16 protein-coding genes are annotated in these 14,879 nt (G+C 52.8%); 8 read left to right on the top strand and 8 right to left on the bottom strand.

The genetic code is table 11. The annotated features are described in order from the left end of the window. The first annotated feature begins 101 nt into the window (after positions 1-101). Positions 102-737, top strand: a complete 636-nt coding sequence (locus JYE49_RS02620) for a hypothetical protein (RefSeq protein ID WP_093955925.1) — start codon at positions 102-104, stop codon at positions 735-737. Here JYE49_RS02620 and JYE49_RS02625 read toward each other — a convergent pair whose 3' ends face one another. From JYE49_RS02625 to JYE49_RS02645, 5 genes are all read right to left on the bottom strand, one after another. Further along, entirely contained in the window at positions 738-1,820 is a 1,083-nt protein-coding gene (locus JYE49_RS02625; RefSeq protein WP_093955926.1) for a protein kinase family protein, read from the bottom strand. Between the two features lies 1 nt (position 1,821). After that, complete coding sequence (locus JYE49_RS02630; protein ID WP_093955927.1) at positions 1,822-3,027, bottom strand: GGDEF domain-containing protein; 1,206 nt, start codon at positions 3,025-3,027, stop codon at positions 1,822-1,824. A 295-nt stretch (positions 3,028-3,322) separates the two neighbouring features. Further along, complete coding sequence (locus tag JYE49_RS02635) at positions 3,323-4,528, bottom strand: MalY/PatB family protein (RefSeq protein ID WP_093955928.1); 1,206 nt, start codon at positions 4,526-4,528, stop codon at positions 3,323-3,325. 225 nt (positions 4,529-4,753) lie between these two features. After that, a complete protein-coding gene (locus JYE49_RS02640; RefSeq protein WP_093955929.1) occupies positions 4,754-5,218 on the bottom strand; it encodes a DUF3021 domain-containing protein in 465 nt (154 codons plus the stop codon). Then, positions 5,215-5,655 (bottom strand): LytTR family DNA-binding domain-containing protein, encoded by a 441-nt coding sequence (locus tag JYE49_RS02645; RefSeq protein WP_093955930.1) that lies wholly within the window; start codon positions 5,653-5,655, stop codon positions 5,215-5,217. The genes JYE49_RS02640 and JYE49_RS02645 overlap by 4 nt, the downstream gene beginning before the upstream one ends. A gap of 291 nt (positions 5,656-5,946) precedes the next feature. On the opposite strand from JYE49_RS02645, the gene JYE49_RS02650 reads away from it, so the two are divergent. The 6 genes from JYE49_RS02650 to JYE49_RS02675 all read left to right on the top strand — a co-directional run bounded on the left by JYE49_RS02650 (position 5,947) and on the right by JYE49_RS02675 (position 11,550). Then, the gene (locus JYE49_RS02650; RefSeq protein ID WP_093955931.1) at positions 5,947-6,609 is read left to right on the top strand and encodes a lysoplasmalogenase; all 663 of its coding nucleotides are present in this window, start codon (positions 5,947-5,949) and stop codon (positions 6,607-6,609) included. 89 nt (positions 6,610-6,698) lie between these two features. After that, positions 6,699-8,168: an SH3 domain-containing protein gene (locus tag JYE49_RS02655; RefSeq protein ID WP_179217170.1), complete on the top strand. Its 1,470-nt coding sequence runs from the start codon at positions 6,699-6,701 to the stop codon at positions 8,166-8,168. Positions 8,169-8,274: 106 nt separating this feature from the next. Further along, positions 8,275-8,718 (top strand): hypothetical protein, encoded by a 444-nt coding sequence (locus tag JYE49_RS02660; protein ID WP_093955933.1) that lies wholly within the window; start codon positions 8,275-8,277, stop codon positions 8,716-8,718. A gap of 122 nt (positions 8,719-8,840) precedes the next feature. Then, entirely contained in the window at positions 8,841-9,572 is a 732-nt protein-coding gene (locus tag JYE49_RS02665; RefSeq protein WP_283399285.1) for a 4Fe-4S binding protein, read from the top strand. Then, on the top strand, positions 9,527-10,114 hold the full coding sequence (locus JYE49_RS02670) for a PadR family transcriptional regulator (RefSeq protein ID WP_093955935.1): 588 nt from the start codon (positions 9,527-9,529) through the stop codon (positions 10,112-10,114). Before JYE49_RS02665 ends, JYE49_RS02670 begins: the two co-directional genes overlap by 46 nt. Positions 10,115-10,254: 140 nt before the next feature. Then, complete coding sequence (locus JYE49_RS02675; RefSeq protein ID WP_093955936.1) at positions 10,255-11,550, top strand: MFS transporter; 1,296 nt, start codon at positions 10,255-10,257, stop codon at positions 11,548-11,550. 46 nt (positions 11,551-11,596) lie between these two features. Here JYE49_RS02675 and JYE49_RS02680 read toward each other — a convergent pair whose 3' ends face one another. Then, a complete protein-coding gene (locus tag JYE49_RS02680) occupies positions 11,597-11,848 on the bottom strand; it encodes a hypothetical protein (protein WP_093955937.1) in 252 nt (83 codons plus the stop codon). 258 nt (positions 11,849-12,106) lie between these two features. Here JYE49_RS02680 and JYE49_RS02685 point away from each other — a divergent pair, with 258 nt between their 5' ends. Further along, positions 12,107-12,415, top strand: a complete 309-nt coding sequence (locus tag JYE49_RS02685; RefSeq protein WP_093955938.1) for a hypothetical protein — start codon at positions 12,107-12,109, stop codon at positions 12,413-12,415. Between the two features lie 74 nt (positions 12,416-12,489). Here JYE49_RS02685 and JYE49_RS02690 read toward each other — a convergent pair whose 3' ends face one another. Both JYE49_RS02690 and pyk read right to left on the bottom strand, forming a co-directional pair. Then, positions 12,490-13,026: an ECF transporter S component gene (locus JYE49_RS02690; protein WP_093955939.1), complete on the bottom strand. Its 537-nt coding sequence runs from the start codon at positions 13,024-13,026 to the stop codon at positions 12,490-12,492. A gap of 168 nt (positions 13,027-13,194) precedes the next feature. After that, positions 13,195-14,613 carry a pyruvate kinase gene (gene pyk, locus JYE49_RS02695; RefSeq protein WP_093955940.1) on the bottom strand — a complete coding sequence of 473 codons (1,419 nt, stop codon included), beginning with the start codon at positions 14,611-14,613 and terminating at the stop codon, positions 13,195-13,197. Positions 14,614-14,879 lie beyond the last annotated feature (266 nt).

Raw genomic sequence — 14,879 nt, forward strand, 5'->3', positions numbered from 1 at the left:
AAAACGTAAGCTCTATTTCAGGAAGCACACAGGTGACCGGATCGTTGATTAAGCATCCGGAAAAACCGGATAAGAACTGATTGTGTTGAGGAGTTAATGGAATGAAGAAGCTTTGTCTTTTGCTGATGACCGCTGTACTGTGCTGCACAGCCTGCATGGCCGGGGCTGAAAAAGAAAAAACCATGCCCGAGGCCTATGAGCAGGTCCTGGACATGGTAAAGAAGGGCATGGCCGGGGATCCGGATACGCTGGAAAATGAGGATTTCAATTCGGTCATTTATCTGGAGAACCACTACAGCAATCAGAAAGTCGGCTGGGCGCTTGAGGACCTGGATGAAGACGGGGAAGACGAGCTGCTGATCGGCCGTACCGCTTATGATCCGGAAACAGACGTCCTCTGGATTTTTGACATCTGGACCATGGCGGAAGGCAAAGCCCAGCTGTTTGAGCGGGGCTGGGAACGCAACCGCATGTACCTGACGGCGGAGGGCGGCAAAAAATGCTACGGCCTGTATTTCGAAGGCGCCAACAGTGCGTTTGAGAGCATTTTTGAGCACTGCCTGATCCGCGGCCTGGAGAAGAGCGAGCAGGAAACCATTATCTGCTTCACCGATATCGATACGGATACCGTCACCTGGACGCTGAATGACGCGGAGATCGAAGAGGCGGAGGCCCTGAAGAAGATTGACGAATGGAGGAGCATCATCTGCCCCGTGGAGATGACGGTGCTGGAATAATCAGATGACAGCCAGCTGCTCTTCGGGCAGTTCGGCAATCAATGAAAGCAGGCTGAGTATTTCACTTTTCTGATCGGTGCCGAGGGCATACCTGAAATAGCATAATACCGGCCATTGGGCAATCATAACAATCCAGGCATACCATACGAGGGCCCGCCTTTCCAGATCATCAGCCTGATAGATCCGGAGCATGGCGCTCATTTGCTCCCGATAGGAAAGAAGCGCTTTATTCAGCCGGAGACTTGCAGTCTCCGGTTCTTTGTTTTCCTCATCGTAATCGAAGCCTGCCAGATTGACCAGCTGATTAACAATGACTTCTGTTCCGGCCAGGTTGAAGTCGATAAATCCGGCAAAATGCTGATCCGCGTCGATCAGGATGTTGGAGAAGTTTTCATCACCCTGGAAGACGCACTTCGGCAGCTCTCTGTATACGGATTTCAGTTTGCTCCGGATATCCTCATGCCGTGCCTGCAGCTTCTCCGTGAGAGCATCTTCCTTCAGATCCTTCAGGAGACTGATCAGCGTGTTGAAGTTCTCCTGCTTTTCATCAATGCCGCCGGGAAGGTCAAAAGGGGACAGGTTAAAAAGACTGTACATACCCATAACGGGCGACAGATCTGCATTTTTGTTTCTTTGTGCAAAGCAGGCAACGGAAGCCTGTATCTCATGCACAAGCTCCTGTTTATTCTTTATATTCTCGCTGCCGGCAAGCGGCATGTCGATATATTCGGTCAGGTAGCATTTCATTCCGTTCCAGGAATGCAGGTATTTGCCAAATGGATCAGTCAGGAAACGGGGACAGCAGATACCGGATTCCAGATATCTCTGCACCAGCCGGGACAGGTCATCCAGCCTTGATTCTGTCATATCCGGTGCGACACAGAAACGGAGCACCCACTTGTTTCCGATGATATAGTTCAACCGGATATCAGAAGGGCTCCGCGTAGTATCGATCAGTCGTATTGCTCCTGTACAGGAAACGCCGTAATCCCTGAGGATCGGGATAATATCCGCACGCCGGGGGACCGGAACCCCTTCGGGGAACCGGTCGCCTGTCTGAAAAGAATCTTGTGGACAGTTCATATTACATTGCCTTCAGGGCGCCTTTGCGGTCGTACATCCGCTGGTCGGCCCGCTCAAACACGCGGCGGTAGCTGTTGTCCTGGCCAGGACGGAAGATGGCAAGCCCGCTGGCCACCACAGCCTTTCCGGAGTGCATGTTCATCTCCACGTGGGTTTCAAAAGCGGAGATCAGGATCTTGCGGTTCCGGTAATCCTCACCTTCCAGCAGGGCCACAAACTCATCTCCGCCGATGCGGTATACGGGGCTGTGCTGAAACTGCCTGCAGATCATCCTGCACGCTTCCTGGATGTACCGGTCACCAGCTTCATGACCCTGGGTGTCGTTCACCTGCTTCAGCCCGTTCATGTCAAACACGACCACACCGAATTCCCGGATGCTGCCTTCAGCAATCCGCTCGTCCAGGTGTTTCTCTGTTTCAACATAGGCGTGGGTGTTTTTCACACCGGTCAGAGAATCTGTATAGGCCAGGTGCCTGGCGGAGCCGAGCTCCAGCTTCTGGCGCTGCTCCCGGGCCAGCATTTCCTCCAGTTCCCGCCGGCGGTCTTCTTTCATGTCGCCTACAACGAAGGTGTGCAGGATGCAGACGCTCAGCAGACAGCCCATGGAATACATGGGAAGCAGGGGATAGAGGATCTGGAGTGATACCATCACGGTCATCGTGAGTCCGAAGGATCCGATGGCCTTGTAATGGCGTTTGATCACTTTTTCAGCCTTGTGGGCAACAACGAATACATACACTGAGGTGGACAGGAACATCAGCACCTGAAGCCCCAGCAGGATGCTGCGCATCATGCCTCCGTGATAGTTGCCCGCGGGATCAAACCAGAACATCAGTGGTGCGAATATGTTCAGGAACAGCACCAGGGCAACCAGTACCAGGAACATCCATCCCGCAATGGAAAGCAGCTGCATCAGCTTGCCGTTCAGCTTCAGGTAGAGGAACACATACCGGGTCCACATGAATACGGTGGCGGCCATAGCCAGGAAATAAAATACCGTATCCGCGGTTGTAAGCGTGATAAGACGGGCATCATAGAAGATGCCCCAGAGAATATCAGCTATGTAAAACAGAATCACTGCCAGGATCATGCCGCGGTAGGAATCCGCGGCGGGGGTGCCCTTCTGGTAGTGAGCATTTCGGATTACGTCGTAGTTAACAATTACGTGAACAAGCAAGGCCAGCAGGCCGGTCGTCGAGTAGGACATTAAAGCAACTTCCTGACTATTTATTCAAAAGTTTCAGTCAATCGCCGGGACGAAAATGACCTGGAGAAAACGATTGCACCAAAACTGTCAGAATCGGTCTATCACATGTGCCGGATATTACATCCGTAACTGGGATGCTTTCTGACATGTCACTATTATACCATATCAGGCGTAAATCCAAAAGCCTTATGTACATACATTTCAACGGTTTCAGCGTTTTTTTACAGAATTGTAAAAACCTGCGGAGTACAACTGAACACCGCAGATTTGGTTTGCTTTTGATCTGGCCTGAATATCATGTCCGGAATACGTACTGCTTCAGGCGGTTAAAGGCTTCCTGTACTTTTTGCAGGGGGAGGGCCAGGTTCATCCGGATGCTCCAGGGACCGTTGAACAGCCAGCCGGGCTGCCAGGCGACGCCCACGTCAGTTCCCAGAACCAGCAGTTCATCAATGGTCAGGTTATGGGCTTTGCACCATTCCTCGCAGTCCAGGAAGAGCATATAGGTACCCTCCGGCTTCATGAGTGTGACACCCGGGAAGTAATTCCGGATAAAGTCACAGGCGAAGTTGATGTTACCGCTCAGGGTCTCACGGAGCTCATCCACCCATTCCTCACCCTCAGGACTGTAGGCGCCGAGGAGCGCATGCATGGAAAGGACGTTCATATTGTTATAGTCGCTCATGGTGGACGCCTTGGCCTGGCGATCCCGGAGCCAGTCGTTATAGATGATGTGGTAGCTGCCTACCAGGCCGGCCAGGTTGAAGGTCTTGGAGGGGGCGTAGAAGGCGGCGGTGTGGTTCCGGGCATATTCGGAGACTGACTGAACAGGAGTGTGCTTATGTCCGTTGAGAGTCAGGTCAGACCAGATTTCATCCGAGACCACCCATACGTCATGTTTCTCGAAGATCTCCATGGCCTTCCTGATTTCCTCAGGCTCCCAGATCCGGCCGCAGGGATTGTGGGGAGCACAGAAAATGGCCGCGTGGATTTTGTTCTCCACGATTTTCTTTTCCATGTCCTCATAGTCCATACGCCAGATGCCGTCCGCATCCCTGACCAGCGGGTTGTGCACCAGCCGGTAACCGTTATACTGCAAGGCATGGGTGAAACCGATGTAGTGGGGCGTCTGGATCAGCACCGGGTCTCCGCGGGAACAAAGCACATTCAGGGTGGAGATGACGCCGCCCAGCACGCCGTTCTCGTAGCCGATATGTTTCTTTTCCAGGCCGGTAACGCCGTTACGTTTTTCCTGCCAGCGGATGATGGACTGGTAATATTTATCTGAAATATTGAAGTATCCGAAGGCCGGGTGCTGCACCCGGCGGATAATCTCTTCCTGAATCGCGGGGCAGGTGGCAAAGTTCATGTCTGCCACCCACATGGGGATGGCGTCAAAGCCTTCCTTCGGCGCGCCGGGGGCGCCTTCATGGCCGATGTCGTCCAGGGCAATGGCGTTTGTTCCGCGGCGGTCGGGAAGGGTGGTGAAATCGTATTTCATGTAAGTCCTCCCAAATAAGAGATGACAATATTATAGCATAGAGTAAGGGTGTAAATGAAATAAATCAGCTTCGCTGATTTGTGAAATATTTGACTTCCGTCAAATATGAAATATTGAGCCGCAAACGGCTCAATGTGAAATATCCGGGCTTACGCCGGATATGAGAGTAAGTTGTTTCCTGATTCTGTAAAAGAAAAACCGCCCGCGCGAAGCGGACGGTGAAGATCATACGTTCTCTTTCATTTTCCGGTTCAGGTCGTTGACGCCTTTGCGCATACGGTTGTACTCAATAATCCAGATGGCCGCGTAGATCGCCAGGAAGATGCCGATGTAGGTCAGGAATCCGGTGAAGCTGTGCTTCATCCACTGCATGAAGTAAGCGATCGGCAGGGTGATGAGGGCAACCACCAGCAGGTGAACCACGGTCATCTTCGTCAGGCTCCAGTCTGTTTCCCAGATTACGGTTGCACCGGCGAAGACCGCGCCGTACAGCAGGGAACAGATAAACTGGATCAGCACGGCGTTGATTTCGGAGCCGCAGTCCTCAATCAGTGCGGGAACAACCGCATAGTAATGTCCGTCTCCCTTGCACAGGGAAATGATAATGGTAATCACGGTGCTGATCAGCAGTCCGATGGGCATGCCGATCAGGGCGCGCCGCAGCGCTTTATTCCAGAGCTGTTTATTCATATGCCCAATACCTCCTTGATTTTTGATACATAACGTCTTGAAACGTAGGTTTTGCTTCCGTCAGCCAGTATGACGCAGATTGTGCCGGTAAAGCTCAGGTCAAAGCTCCTGACCTTTTTCAGGTTGATGATTTCCGAGTTGGAAATCCGCACAAACCGCGAGGACTTCAGCCGCTCTTCCGCTTCGTATAAGCGAAGCCGGAGCAGGTATTCGCCCGTGGGCAGCACTGCATATACCTTGCCGTTCGCGGCATAAATCCTGAGGATATCCTTCTCATCCAGGACGGTGACAGTGTCCTCACGGAAACCGGCGATCATCTTTGGCTCGGATTCAGACAATGCCTGTACCAGGGCATTGACTTCCTCCGTGAGCTCATTTGCCATGACAATCACCTTTGGTTCTGTGACCGATGGATCGATTCTGACTTCAACCTGCACTTTTCTGGCTCCTTTCTCCCGGGTGATTGCATTATATGGGAAAGGGGAAAGGTTTTCCACTGTTTTGCGACAAGTGGTCGAAAAAGAAACATAAACGGATGAAATATCGCTTCGCGATGTGAAATATTTGACTTCGTCAAATGTGAAATATTGAGCCTGCGGCTCAATGTGAAATATCCGTGCTTACGCCCGGATGTGAAAGTATGTTTTGCCTTGCCTCTGTAAGGGGATGGGTGATATGATACTGAAAGACAGAAAGACAATCAAAAGAATATACAGGAGGATTCGACGATGATGTATGCGCTGATCCCGGTATGCCTGTGCCTGATGGTATTGTTCCTGATGAAGGAAAGTAAGAAGGAATATGTTCCGGCGGTAATCCTGAAGGGCCTGGCATCCGCCTGTTTTGTGATTCTGGGTTTCCTGCTTTCCAACGGGTCGAAAACCGCACAGCTGATCACAACCGGCCTGCTGCTGGGCGCCATTGCGGACGTGCTGCTGAATCTCCGTCTGGTCTTTCCTGAAAAAGGACAGCCCATCTTCCTGATCGGCATCCTGGTATTCCTCAGCGGGCACATCCTGTACCTGGTTGCGGTGCTGCAGGGCGCAGCGCACTGGTGGATCTGCGTGATCGCCGCGGTAATCCTCACGGCCTTGCTGATGACGTGGATCTTCAGACAGATCACGGCAAAGAAGGCGTTCAAGATCTTCGGCGTGGTCTATATCGGCGCGATTGTACTGCTGAACTGCGTGGCCATCGGGAACCTGATTGTTTCGCCGTCCGCCTTCAATGCTGTGTTCGCAGCCGGAGCCATCCTGTTCCTGCTCAGCGATATTGTCCTCATCCTGAATACCTTCGGCAAGGAAACGAAGCAGAGCCTGCGGGTAACGAACATCAGCCTGTATTATGCCGGGCAGATCCTGATCGCCCTGAGCCTGATGTTTTTGAAGTGAGAAACGGCAGCAGGAATGTATTTCCTGCTGTTTTTTATTGGGAAGAAATGGATGCTGTATCCCGTTTCAATAAACGGAGGTGGCTGACGATGAAAACCACAAAACAGAAACGTCTCTTTATGCTTGTGCCGGTATGGCTGCTGCTCTTTGGACTGCTTCTGTGGGCAGGGACAGCGTCGGCCGGCTCAAACCCGTTGCATGTGGCGGTGAAGAAAGGGAACGGGATCTCCGTGTATACGGCTTCTTCAGGATCAACAAAGGCCGGAATCCTGTACAACGGATATGACAACGAGCTGTCCCTGGATCAGACCAACGGGAGATATGAATGCTATCTGACCGGCAATTATTCGGTGTGGATCGATCTGAAAAAATCCTCCCAGATTCCGGAACCGGAATGGCACGACGGAATGGACAACGATCAATGGGATGCAGACTATGCTGAATGGGAAAAAAATCTGCCCTGCGATATCTTTCTGGCGGAGATCATTGAAGACGATTCGCCTGTTTACAGTACACCACAGAACAAACATGTATTGGTCCGCCATGCGAAAGGCACCCTGGTCAGGGTATGCGGTGAATTTGGAAACGATTACCTGGTGGAAGCCTATTCTGCGGGCTTTGTGGCGAAAAACGCGGTACGCAAAGTTTCTGACCTGACGACGGAACAGCGCGATTTCCCATTTATCTATGACAAACTCCCGGTTCAGACAGTTTATGCTTCCGAAAAAGAGCCGGTATACTTTACGACCTCGGCGAATGGATACAATGAACAGTCCACTTATTATGGATATACAGAAAATACGGAAGTGACGGTTCTGCGGGACCTGGGAGACTGGGTACAGCTGGAGTATGGGATGTTTGTGGAAAAACGCTTCCTGGATCCGGAAGGAGCACATTCCTATCCGACGGCCTGGGTGAAATGCGAAGGCGTCCTGGACCGGCTGAACGTCCGGTACTCCGCGGACAAGGACGCAGTTTCCCACGCGAAACTCTGTTCCGGCATACCGGTACATGTGATCTCCCAGAGCGACCAGTGGGCGGTGATCTTTTTCACCGGTCCGAACGGCGGATACAGGTTAACCGGTTGTGTTATGAAAGAGTATCTGTCCTTTGACGGTAAAAATATAGAGCAGAGCGGCATCACCCAGGTGCGTCTGAAGCAGGACCTGGGCGGGGATGAGAGGGGCGTCCGCTTTTATGAAGATGGAGAATACGCGGGGCTGCCAGCGGGAACGCTGCTGAATGTGTTCGGCGTTGTGCCTCCCATGAGCAGCCATTCGGACACGACCGAAATCTATCTGTGCGAGACGGAGGACGGCCGTTATATCGAGATCTGGAAAAGCGGTGTGCTGGAGCCTGTGAATACGGAAACAGGCATCTTTGCCAAGGTCAGCTCCGCGGTCCGTATGCGGACGGAACCCGATCCGGAAGCCAAGGTGCTGTACCAGGTGAAGGCGAAGACGAAGGTGGAGGTCCTCCTGCGCGGGGAAATCTGGACAATCGTGAAATATAAGGGCGAAATCGGTTATATGATGAGCCGTTACCTGAGCTTCCCGTAAGGCGTTTTCCGGATCAGGAAGAAAAAGGCGGTTTCAATCGTTAAGTTGACAGGACTTCCTGTCAGCTTTTTTCGTGTGACAATTTTTATGAATAAGGAGAGCGTATATGAGAGAGAAGAAGCTCTTAATCGCCGTGATCGCATTATGTGCACTGATCATCATCGGCTGGGTTTACGTCGGCGTCATTGCGCCCTATATCTCGTGCCGCCGGGCAGAAAGGGCCATCGAGGCCGTTAAGCTGCCGGAAGATACGCAGGTTTTTCTCAAAACACGGGCGGAGCAGTCGGAAGTAAACTGGGAGCATGTGCGGGGTGAAAAGGTGGTTTTCTGCGAAAACGGAACGGAATATGTCCGGCTGTTTGTTGAGGAAAACAATGATCCGGAAAAACTGAAATATATCCGTGTATGGTCGATGGATACCCCGGACGATATGAGCATCTATGCATACGACCGCATGGGATCGAATCCTGTGGACAAAGAAACACAGAAAAAGATGCTGTTTGACGGGATGGACAAATACGTCAAGATCCTCTACCAGTATCCATACTGATTTCCGAAGCTGACAGATTATCCTGTCAGCTTTTTCCTTTTACTTGACAGAAAATAAAAAGGGGATTATGATACCTTCCACAATATATCAAAATGATATATTGTGGAAGGAGTTTTATTGTCATGAGACAGAAAGTACGCAGAACCATTCTCTTTATCGCATTCCTGCTTTTCCCGGTCACGATCTGGTATTTTTCCCCGGCGCTGATTATCCAGGCCGCGTCTGAACATATCATGAACGGCAGCTTCTTTGTGTTTATGGCCATGCTGGCTGCGTCCCTGTTCCTGGGCCGCGCCTGGTGCGGCTGGCTCTGCCCGGCCGGCGGCATGCAGGAGTGCCTGATTCGCTGCAATGACAAGCCGGCGAAACAGGGCTGGCGCAATAATATCAAATATGTCATCTGGGTCGTCTGGATCACCCTGGTGATCGTAACCTTCATCCTCGGAAAGAACAAGGTTACCGTTGATTTCTTTTACCAGACGGACCACGGTATCTCCGTCACGGAAATCCATAACTATGTGGTATACTACGGAGTGCTGCTGATCCTTGTGCTGCCCGGCCTGATCCACGGCAGGAGAGGCGCCTGCCATTACCTGTGCTGGATGGCGCCCTTCATGGTGATCGGCAGCACCGTCGGCCGTTTCCTGCACCTGCCCCAACTGCATATTGAGGCGGACAGGACGCAGTGCGTTTCCTGCGGAAAGTGCAGCAAGGTCTGTCCGATGGGCCTGGACGTGAAAGCAATGACGGAAAAAGGAATCAACGCAAAGTGCACCGAATGCATACAGTGCGGTGCCTGCGTGGATGAATGCCCGAAGAAAGCGCTGAAATACCGGATGAGCTGGAGGCGGTAAACGATATGCCGAAGGACAGGAAGATTGATATGGTGATTCTGGGCTTGCTGGCCCATGAAGACATGACGGGATATGACATCAAAAAGCGGATTGACCATGAGATCAGCTTCTTCTGGAAGGGCAGCTTCGGGAGTATTTATCCTGCCCTGAGCGGCATGCTGGCGGCGGGGCAGGTGGAGAAAACCGGGGCGTCTTCCGGCTCCGGCCGGGAAAAGATCCTGTACCGGATTACCGCCGCGGGCAGGGAGACGCTGGAAAGCTGGCTGAAGGATTCCAAAGCAGACAATGACCTGAAGTATGAAACCCTGGTCAAGCTCTTTTTCGGCCGGTCTGCCGGGAAGGAAGTCACTATCAGGAATATCGAGATCTTTGAAAAACAGGTAGAGAAGGACCTGGCTGCCCTGCAGTTTTTCCGGAAAAACCTGGAGCAGGTGTTGCAGGAAGAGGATCATTTGTACTATTATCTGACTGTGCTCTTCGGTATTGAAACATACGAAGCGTATCTGAAATGGTGTGTGAAAGCGAAAAAGCTTTTAATGTAAAGAAAAGGAAAGGTGAAGGGGAAATGTTCCTGGCCGTTGTCTCGGCTCCATGCAGGGTTTGAGGGACTGTATGGAGGAATAATATAAGCCTCAGACTTTGCTTCTAAAAAAGAAATAAGAAAAATAGGAGCAAAGGAAAAATGAAATTCGATAAAATCAAATCTTTTGGAAAAGGTTTAAAAGACTTCCTGATTCTGTGGAGCACACAGAGTCTGTCTCAGCTTGGCAGTGCCATGACTTCGTTTGCGCTGACCCTGTGGCTTTATGAAACCACCGGATCGGCCCTGAAGACGGCGGCGCTGACCATCTGCTCATATGCACCTTACGTCATTATGAGCATTTTTGCGGGCGCCTTGACGGACAAGTTTGACAAGAAAAAAACCATGCTCGTCTGCGACCTGCTGGCGGCGCTGTGCACCGTCACGGTGCTGGTGCTGTATCTGACTGACAATCTTGCAGTGTGGCACCTTTACGCAATCAATGCCTTCTCGGGCCTGATGAACACGGTGCAGCAGCCGGCCTCGGAAGTGGCAACCACCCTGCTGATCCCGAAGGAACAGTATCAGCGGGCGAGCGGGCTGCATTCCATGTCCAGGTCCATGATCTCCGTCCTGAATCCGCTGTTCGCGACGGCCCTGTACGGACTGGCCGGACTGAAGCTGGTGATTGCGGTGGACCTGGCCACCTTTGCGATCGCGTTCCTGGCGCTTCTTTTCCTGATCCGGATTCCGGAGGTGCCGGTAACCCAGAAAGAGCGCATGTCTGTGCTGGTCAAAGAGGGCGTCGCGTATCTGAAGCGCACCCCCATGATCCTGACCATGATCCTGTTCATGTCCGGCGTCAACCTGGTGGCGTCTGCCTTTGACGCGGCTTTGCCCGGCTACGTGATCCCGAATCCACGGGGCGGCACGTCCATGCTGGGGATTGTAACCGCCTTTTCAGGGATTGCCATGATCCTCGGAAGCCTTCTGGTCTCGGTTCTTCCCAGACCGAAAAACCGCATGCGGGTGGTCTATGTGACGATGCTGATCTCCCTGAGCGTGGAGAACTTCCTGCTGGCTTTCTGCCGGATTCCGTGGATCTGGTGCCTGAGCCAGGTGGTCGGCTGGATCCTTGTTCCGGTGATGAGCGCGAACTATGATGTGATCTTCCGGAGCACCGTGCCGGTGGAGCTGCAGGGGCGGGTATATGCCTGCCGGAACTCGCTGCAGTTCTTTACCATCCCCATCGGGATGCTGCTGGGCGGATGGATGGTGGACAGCGTCTTTGAACCCTTCATGGCCAGGTATGAAACCGTGGAGACCCTGACCTTCCTCTTTGGCTCGGGAAAAGGCTCCGGCGCGGCGGTGGTCATGTTTGTGCTGGGCGTGGCGGGAACGATCCACTGCCTGGTCTGGGGTCACCGGATGAAACAATTCCATTACAGCGACAGATAAAAAAAGCAGCGGCAGGAGTGAAAGTTCCTGCCGCTTTTTGCTGCGCTCAGCAGATCCGCCGGGTGTTGAGTACGCTGTTGACCGCCCAGCCCATGCAGCGAGCCTGGTGCAGCAATTCTTCGCTCTCGTTCCGGGTGTGGTTCCAGCGGGTTTCGGAACCGGCCTGGAGACGGCTGCGGAGGAAGACACCGATTTTTGCCATGAGGTTGGAGATAATGCTCCGGCGGGCATTCCGGCGGCTTCCTTCGAGTCCCATCATCTTCACAGTGTTGTTGCTCATCGTAGTCATGGCCATCATCATCGTTTCCTCCGTTCGCTTGATCTGATATCATGATAAACGGCCTGGTATGGAGATTGAACACCCAGTTCGTATAAAATGAAAAATGATTTTTCTACAAAACGTAGAATAGGCGGCGTGAATGTGACAGCAGGGCTGTCCCTTTGTCACATGTGTATTGTGGAATGCTATTATTTACACCATTGTTACAGGATGGTGATGACACTGAAACACGGTACCTGATACAATGGAAACTGCAGGAAGGGGAGGTGACCCGCTATGAGTGAGAACAGGGGCAGGAGCAATTTCGCCCTCATGGACGAGATGGAAGAAAACGAGATGCTGGAAAGCCGCGGGACGGGATATATCGAGCGTTGGACAAAGCCCCGGGCATATCAGGGCCGCGTATATGAGCTGCTGCGCAAGGTAGGGCTGACGCCGATGCTGGCGATGGGACTGGTCATGCTGATCCCGTGCCTGTTTCTTCCGCCGGTCTTCCTTGCGGCCTTCGGCTTCGGCGGGGTGCTCCTCGTGTTTGGAATATTTGAAAAGATCATCCTTGACAGGTCTGAGAAAAGGAAGAAATAATGGATTTTCCTCCTGAACATAAAACGATCCGGCAGCAGATGCCGGATCGCCTTTTTGTACAACCGGAACGGAGCTTATCTCCGGACCGTTTTTTCGAAAAGTTTTCTCAGTCCCATGGGGTACAGCAGCAGGATGGCAACCACCGCGCCAAAGCCGGCCTGGAGGATCTCAAAGGGAAGCTTCAGGATGGCATACTCAGGCGTGGAGTAGACATAGGCCCGACCCAGGGTATAGCCAATGGTCATGATGATCGCTCCGACGGTGACGCCGATGACGGAAGAAGCAGCCTGCTTTCCGAACAGCACCTTACGGGAAATCAGGGAGACCACTACTGCCTGCAGGCCATGGGTGACCAGGGAGACAAACATGGGCGCCGGATAGAAGAAGAAATCGCCCAGGAAGGAACCGACGCCGCCGACCAGGAACGCGGCGAAGGGATCCAGCAGCACGGCGGCTGTGTTGATCACCACGTCGCAGAAATACAGGTGGCCGCCCGGCACCGGGATACTGAAAACGCTCAGGGAAAGAATAATGTTCATGCCCATAAAGAGGGCGGTCATGGTCAGCCAGATCAGGGAGCCCCTGCGGACGGAATAAGCTGCGGTCGTCATGGTCTGTTCCTCCTTCAACCTTGCTTGTGTTGGTGAGGAGTATAGACGGAAAGTGGCACTATGAAAAGTGCCAGAATCAGATAAAAACATAAGGCCAGATTAAAAGCTGAACAAAACAAAAGAACCGTTTTCTGAATGAAAACGGTCCGAAAAGAGCATTATTCAGTTTCAGCTGATGCACTCCACCTTGATGGTATTGGTGTTTCCGGGATCGCCGTTGATCTGGCCGCCGGTCAGCACCACGTTGTCGCCGGGTTCCAGGGTGAAGATTTCCCGGGCAATCTTCAGGTCCTGCCAGAACATGACGTCCATGGAGGAGTAGCTCTCCGTCAGCACCGGAGTGACGCCCCAGGACAGGTTCAGCTTCCGCCAGACCCGCTCATTGGTGGTGGTGCCGATGATATCCACCGGGCAGCGGAAACGGGAAACCATGCGGGCCGTACGGCCGGAGATGGAGTTGACCACGATGGCCTTGGCCTTCACGTCCACGGCCATGGAGCAGATCGCGTGGGAAACGGAGTCCAGGTTGCTGTTGATGGAGAATTCCATGGTGCGGAAGCGCTTGGCATAGTTGATACCTGCTTCGGTGAATTGGGCCGTCTCGGCCATGGTCTGCACCGCCTGGACAGGGAATTTGCCCGCGGCGGTTTCGCCGCTGAGCATGATGGCGGAAGAACCGTCATACACGGCGTTGGCCACGTCGGAGATTTCGGCGCGGGTGGGACGGGGATTCTGGATCATGCTTTCCAGCATTTCCGTGGCGGTGATTACCCGCTTGCCCAGCATGCGGCACTTGCTGATCAGGTACTTCTGCAGGGCAGGGACTTCCATGAAGGGAATTTCCACGCCCAGGTCGCCGCGGGCCACCATGATGCCGTCCGCGACCTCGCAGATTTCCTCCACGTTATCCACGCCGCTGCGGTTCTCGATCTTGGCGATGATGTCGATGTCCTTGCCGCCGTTGGCGTTCAGCAGGTCACGCATGGCCTGCACATCGGACTTGGAGGACACGAAGGAGGCGGCGACGAAGTCCACGCCGTTTTCAATGCCGAAGAGCAGGTCCTTCTTGTCCTGCTCGGACAGGAAATCCTGCTTCAGCACCTTGCCAGGGAAATTCATGCTCTTCCGGTCAGACAGGACGCCGCCGTTCTGCACGCGGCAGATGACGTCGTTGCCCTTGACCTCTTCCACCTTCATGATGACCAGTCCGTTGTTGATCAGCACGGTGTCTCCGGGGAACAGTTCATTCGTCAGGTTGGCGTAGGTTACGGCAACCCGCGTTTCATCTCCCAGGATATCCTCCGTGGTCAGGGTGAACAGATCTCCATCATGGAGCGTCACAGGACCGTTTGCGAAGGTCTTGATTCTGTATTCCGGTCCCTTTGTGTCCAGCATGATGGCGATGGGCAGGTTCAGCTTTTCCCGCACAGAGCGGATCAGCTGAATGCGCCGCAGGTGCTCCTCATAGGATCCGTGGGAAAAGTTCAGCCGGGCAACGTTCATACCCGCCTGACACATGGCGGTGAGGGTTTCTTCATTCTCACTCGCCGGGCCGATGGTACAGATGATTTTGGTTTTTCTAAGCATGATATTCCTCCAGGATAAAGTCAAAAACAGAAAAACAGTATCTGCGGTACTGCAGACACTGTTATTATAGTTGTTTTATTCGTTACAGGCAACTGTGAAAAATGTTTCAAAACGAGCCATTAATCACAATTCACAATTCATAATTCATAATTAGTTTTATTCTATGCAGAAGGATGTTCCTGTTACTTGAAGGTTTATATCTCCAGAGGAGGCCACAATGTGGCCTTGGTCAGGATGACAGGGAAGACATGTAGAATCATTGTACA

It is taken from the genome of Aristaeella hokkaidonensis, from assembly GCF_018128945.1.
GTDB classification, from domain to species: domain Bacteria; phylum Bacillota; class Clostridia; order Christensenellales; family Aristaeellaceae; genus Aristaeella; species Aristaeella hokkaidonensis.

Bases quoted from the DNA above. Each gene is read 5' to 3' on its own strand.
- JYE49_RS02630 (WP_093955927.1), bottom strand. From the start codon at position 3,027: ATGTCCTACTCGACGACCGGCCTGCTGGCCTTGCTTGTTCACGTAATT.
- JYE49_RS02680 (WP_093955937.1), bottom strand. From the start codon at position 11,848: ATGATGGCCATGACTACGATGAGCAACAACACTGTGAAGATGATGGGA.
- JYE49_RS02675 (WP_093955936.1), top strand. From the start codon at position 10,255: ATGAAATTCGATAAAATCAAATCTTTTGGAAAAGGTTTAAAAGACTTC.
- JYE49_RS02620 (WP_093955925.1), top strand. From the start codon at position 102: ATGAAGAAGCTTTGTCTTTTGCTGATGACCGCTGTACTGTGCTGCACA.
- JYE49_RS02685 (WP_093955938.1), top strand. From the start codon at position 12,107: ATGAGTGAGAACAGGGGCAGGAGCAATTTCGCCCTCATGGACGAGATG.
- JYE49_RS02655 (WP_179217170.1), top strand. From the start codon at position 6,699: ATGAAAACCACAAAACAGAAACGTCTCTTTATGCTTGTGCCGGTATGG.
- pyk (WP_093955940.1), bottom strand. From the start codon at position 14,613: ATGCTTAGAAAAACCAAAATCATCTGTACCATCGGCCCGGCGAGTGAG.
- JYE49_RS02625 (WP_093955926.1), bottom strand. From the start codon at position 1,820: ATGAACTGTCCACAAGATTCTTTTCAGACAGGCGACCGGTTCCCCGAA.
- JYE49_RS02635 (WP_093955928.1), bottom strand. From the start codon at position 4,528: ATGAAATACGATTTCACCACCCTTCCCGACCGCCGCGGAACAAACGCC.
- JYE49_RS02650 (WP_093955931.1), top strand. From the start codon at position 5,947: ATGATGTATGCGCTGATCCCGGTATGCCTGTGCCTGATGGTATTGTTC.
- JYE49_RS02690 (WP_093955939.1), bottom strand. From the start codon at position 13,026: ATGACGACCGCAGCTTATTCCGTCCGCAGGGGCTCCCTGATCTGGCTG.
- JYE49_RS02660 (WP_093955933.1), top strand. From the start codon at position 8,275: ATGAGAGAGAAGAAGCTCTTAATCGCCGTGATCGCATTATGTGCACTG.
- JYE49_RS02640 (WP_093955929.1), bottom strand. From the start codon at position 5,218: ATGAATAAACAGCTCTGGAATAAAGCGCTGCGGCGCGCCCTGATCGGC.
- JYE49_RS02670 (WP_093955935.1), top strand. From the start codon at position 9,527: ATGCCCGAAGAAAGCGCTGAAATACCGGATGAGCTGGAGGCGGTAAAC.
- JYE49_RS02665 (WP_283399285.1), top strand. From the start codon at position 8,841: ATGAGACAGAAAGTACGCAGAACCATTCTCTTTATCGCATTCCTGCTT.